The sequence below is a fragment of the Peribacillus sp. NPDC058002 genome, from assembly GCF_042886655.1.
In the GTDB taxonomy this organism is placed as follows: Bacteria; Bacillota; Bacilli; order Bacillales; family DSM-1321; genus Peribacillus; species Peribacillus aracenensis.
Genome location: NZ_JBHVQU010000296.1, coordinates 1 through 4,045, shown reverse-complemented (window position 1 = coordinate 4,045; position 4,045 = coordinate 1). Strand labels below are relative to the sequence as shown.

General features: G+C 40.4%; 5 protein-coding genes. All 5 read right to left on the bottom strand.

Annotated elements, in window-relative coordinates; all coding sequences use genetic code 11:
• Window positions 1–234 (bottom strand): hypothetical protein (locus tag ACFVSH_RS23830; RefSeq protein ID WP_387708196.1); only part of this gene is annotated, 234 nt, incomplete at its 3' end.
• Between the two features lie 489 nt (window positions 235–723).
• Window positions 724–1,554, bottom strand: coding sequence for an ammonia-dependent NAD(+) synthetase (gene nadE / locus ACFVSH_RS23825; protein WP_260285014.1), 831 nt, complete (start codon window positions 1,552–1,554; stop codon window positions 724–726).
• A 34-nt stretch (window positions 1,555–1,588) separates the two neighbouring features.
• Window positions 1,589–3,058, bottom strand: a complete 1,470-nt coding sequence (locus tag ACFVSH_RS23820) for a nicotinate phosphoribosyltransferase (protein WP_387598332.1) — start codon at window positions 3,056–3,058, stop codon at window positions 1,589–1,591.
• A gap of 61 nt (window positions 3,059–3,119) precedes the next feature.
• Window positions 3,120–3,671 carry a cysteine hydrolase family protein gene (locus ACFVSH_RS23815; RefSeq protein WP_387598329.1) on the bottom strand — a complete coding sequence of 184 codons (552 nt, stop codon included), beginning with the start codon at window positions 3,669–3,671 and terminating at the stop codon, window positions 3,120–3,122.
• A gap of 15 nt (window positions 3,672–3,686) precedes the next feature.
• Complete coding sequence (locus ACFVSH_RS23810) at window positions 3,687–3,998, bottom strand: NrtR DNA-binding winged helix domain-containing protein (protein WP_387708194.1); 312 nt, start codon at window positions 3,996–3,998, stop codon at window positions 3,687–3,689.
• Window positions 3,999–4,045: the final 47 nt, after the last annotated feature.

Genomic DNA, 4,045 nt, shown 5'->3' with positions numbered 1-4,045 from the left:
ATTCATACGTTCCTGGTCATTCCCGGATATATCAGGACTATTTTCCCTGCGGCGGCGATTCACTTCCCTTAATTCCGCTTCCAGAAATTCCGCTTGTTCGTGGGAGAGCTTGATCGTGATTTCATTATTTTGATCATCTGCAGCTTTCAAGAGGACATAACTATCCGCCGCATTACGTAAAGTCACATTGCTTACTGTTAAGTTCATGTTCGCGAGTTCATATCTTGCCTTCATAAAGTAAAAAGAACCTCCATCGGAAAATACCGGTTAAAATAATGTTTATTAAATATACTCTACTTCAAGATATTTAAATATACAAATTCTTTGTTTGGAAAAGCCTTGAACTTAAAGATCTACCTAAGACAAGAAATGGAAAATGATACGCCGCGTCTTTAATAAAGGTACTGGTGAAGTAATTTCACTATAATATCCTGAATTACTGGAAACAATCGAGCAATTGAATGCGCATTTGTTCCTTTCTTAAATCTAAAACTGGTTCTTCATGAATGAATCACATTGACTATGAACAAAGGGAACCTTCACAAGCAGAAGGTTCCCTTTGTTCATAGTTCTTTCTCAATCGCGCAAGCAATATGGTATGGACCCGTGCTCTCATTTGAAGCAATGACGGTTTTCAATAGAATTGCCGGATGCCAGGGTGCTTGTTATGTCTTGCCAAGTAAAACCCGCATCTTATGTGATGCGGGATAACTTATCAGCTTCTTATTTCCACCAAGTATCATAAACGTTAATGGCTTCATTGCGTTTATGTTCGGTTTTAGTATACCAACCTTCGATGATTTCAGCAGCTTCCGTTCTGATTTCCTTGCCTTCAAGGTAATCATCGATTTCATCGTAGCTAACGCCTAAAGCCGCTTCATCAGGAAGTAACGGTTTGTCATCTTCCAGATCGGCCGTTGGTATTTTCTTATAAAGACGCTCAGGTGCACCGACGAATTTCAGGATTTCTTTTCCTTGCCTTTTATTTAAACGGTATAATGGAATGATATCCGCTGCGCCGTCACCATGTTTCGTAAAGAAACCTGTGATTGCCTCTGCTGCATGGTCCGTACCCAGCACGACGCCTTTATAAAGTCCGGCTAAATCATATTGTACCTTCATTCGTTCACGTGCTTTAACATTTCCCCTTAAGAAATTCGTTAGCTTTTCAGAAACTGCTTCTTCCACAGCTTTTACTGATGCATCCACCGCTTCCTTGATGTTGACTGTAACCGTTTGGCTTGGCTTGATGAATTTTAATGCAAGCTGCCTGTCATCTTCATCAGCCTGTACTCCATATGGCAAGCTTACAGCAACAAACTTATAGTCGCTGCCATTCGTTTCTTCGTTCAATTCGTTGACAGCGGTTTGGGCAATATACCCCGCCAGTGTTGAATCTTGCCCTCCAGATATTCCAAGTACAAAGCTTTTCAGAAACGTATTTTTCTTCATATACCCTTTTAATAGATCAACACTTTTCCTGAATTCAACTTCAGGGTCGATCGTTGGTTGGACAAGCAATTTTTTTACGATTTCTTTTTGTAATGGACGCATTGGCAAAGCCCCGCTTTCTAATAAAATAGGATTGTCATTTCGTAAGCATTCTTTCAACATTGGCTTTAACTTCATCTATATTCCTCATTTTATTATCCCAACAATCCTGACTTAGATCTACCGGGTATTCTTCAGGATTAAGTGCACGCAGGTACTCCGGCCATAATACTTGGAGATTTTTTTGCGTGAATGCCTTGATTTCATCTATGGTTGGCAATTCATAAATCAAACTTCCATCCTTGAAAATATCCACATGCAGATCAACCGCATCGAAATCCGTGACGAATTTACTTAGGAAGGTATGGACAGGATGAAACATTTTTAATTTTTCCTGTTCCTGCGGCTTCTCATATTCCATCGCCAAATAATCACCTTCAGCATGATGGTTCACTTTATTGATGATGCGATAAACTCGTTTTAACCCAGGTGTCGTAACCTTTTCAGGGTTAGAAGAAATTTTGATGGTATCTCTCATATTCCCATCTTCGCCCTCTATTGAAACCATTTTATAAACGGCACCGAGAGCTGGCTGATCATAAGCCGTTATCAATTTGGTTCCGATGCCCCAAATGTCAATTCTTGCTCCTTGTTGTTTCAAGTTGATGATCGTATATTCATCCAAGTCATTGGAAGCGACAATCTTCGCATCATGGAATCCTGCAGCATCGAGCATACGTCGTGCTTCTTTTGATAAGTAAGCTAAATCACCGCTATCAAGACGGACGCCAATGAAATTGATTTTATCGCCCAGTTCCTTGGCAACACGAATTGCATTCGGAATGCCAGAGCGTAATGTATCATAAGTATCAACCAAGAATACACAGTCTTTATGGGAAACAGCATATTTATGAAAAGCGGTATATTCATCTTTATAAGCTTGGATCATGGAATGTGCATGAGTCCCTGAAACCGGAATGCCGAACAGCTTGCCAGCACGTACATTACTGGTGGAATCAAAGCCAGCAATATAGGCCGCTCTCGCTCCCCAAATTGCAGCATCCATTTCTTGTGCCCGCCTTGAACCGAATTCAAGGGCAGATTCTTCACCGATGACCTGTTTGATGCGCGAAGCTTTTGTTGCCACGAGTGTGTGATAGTTCACAATATTAAGCAGCGCAGTTTCTATGAGTTGAGCCTCACCAAGCGGTGCCTCCACCCGTAAAATCGGTTCATTGCCGAAGACAAGCTCTCCCTCTTTCATGCAGCGAATCGCTCCTGTGAAACGGATGTTACGCAAATAATTCAAAAATTCTTCATCATAGTGCAGATCATTTTTTAAATAGTCGATATCACTTTCCGAGAAGGAAAAGTTTTGAAGGTAATGGACAATTTTTTCAAGTCCAGCAAAAATAGCATATCCGCTGTTAAATGGAAGCTTTCTGAAAAACACTTCAAAAACTGCCTTTCGGTTATGTGTTTTGTCCTGCCAATAAGTTTGGGCCATATTGATTTGGTATAGGTCAGTGTGTAATGCGTAACTGTCGTCATTGTACTTTTTTTCCATGGATAGTTCCTCCCAAAAGAGAAGCATTCGCTTCCCTTCTATTCTGTTGCGTTTATGGATATTATAGAATGGTTGCTCCAAGAGATCCTTTAAAATGTCCAAGCGCCCAATGGTGACCGGCATCATTGAACGAGGCCACAGCATTTTCATATACAAAGATTTTATAGCCCAGATTATAAGCGTCGATTGCCGTATGCAAAATACAGATATCTGTACAAACCCCGACCAAATATACATCGGTAATGTGGCGTTCCCGCAAGCGAATATCAAGGTCCGTTCCTGCAAAGGCCGAATAACGTGTTTTATCTATATAATGAACATTCTTTTGATTTTTATTTGCTTCATATTCCTCTTTTAACGCCCCGTAGAGGTCTCTACCCATTGTACCGCTAATATTATGCGGTGGAAACAAATTCGATTCGGGATGTAAGCGGTCTCCTTCTACATGTAAATCAATCGCGAATACTGTGTATTCACCTTGTTCGATAAAATCCTTGGTTATACTGACAAGAGCCTTTTCGATATCCTGGCCTGGCTTCCCGCAGGTCAATGAACCCCCGTCTGCCACGAAGTCATACGTATAATCTATATTGATCAATGCCTTTTTTCCCATGGCACGATACCCCCCTCAGTAGTAAATAGAGTCCATGACAACCTCTGCATTAAATCGGTAAAGCTGTGAAGGCCGATAAGAATTACGTTTCGTTTTCTTCTGCATTCCTTTTTCATCCAAGACTTTCTCCAAAAACGGGAGTTTTGGCGCTTTTGCATAAAAAAGTGAGTCTGCGCTGATTTTCGCATCATCTCTGGCTGTCAGCAAAACCCGTTGCAGTTCAGAAAGCGTAAATTCATCAGGCAGGAAATTTTGGGCTATCGTCGTTTGCACCATTTCTTTAGTGATTAAAATAAAACCAACCTTTATAATTATATAATTAAACAAATCAACAAATAAAATTAATGCTTCAAGAAAACTTTAAAAATAAAAAA

Excerpts from the sequence above, each read along its gene's own strand:
- nadE (WP_260285014.1), bottom strand. The coding sequence starts at position 1,554 with ATGCGTCCATTACAAAAAGAAATCGTAAAAAAATTGCTTGTCCAACCA.
- ACFVSH_RS23820 (WP_387598332.1), bottom strand. The coding sequence starts at position 3,058 with ATGGAAAAAAAGTACAATGACGACAGTTACGCATTACACACTGACCTA.
- ACFVSH_RS23815 (WP_387598329.1), bottom strand. The coding sequence starts at position 3,671 with ATGGGAAAAAAGGCATTGATCAATATAGATTATACGTATGACTTCGTG.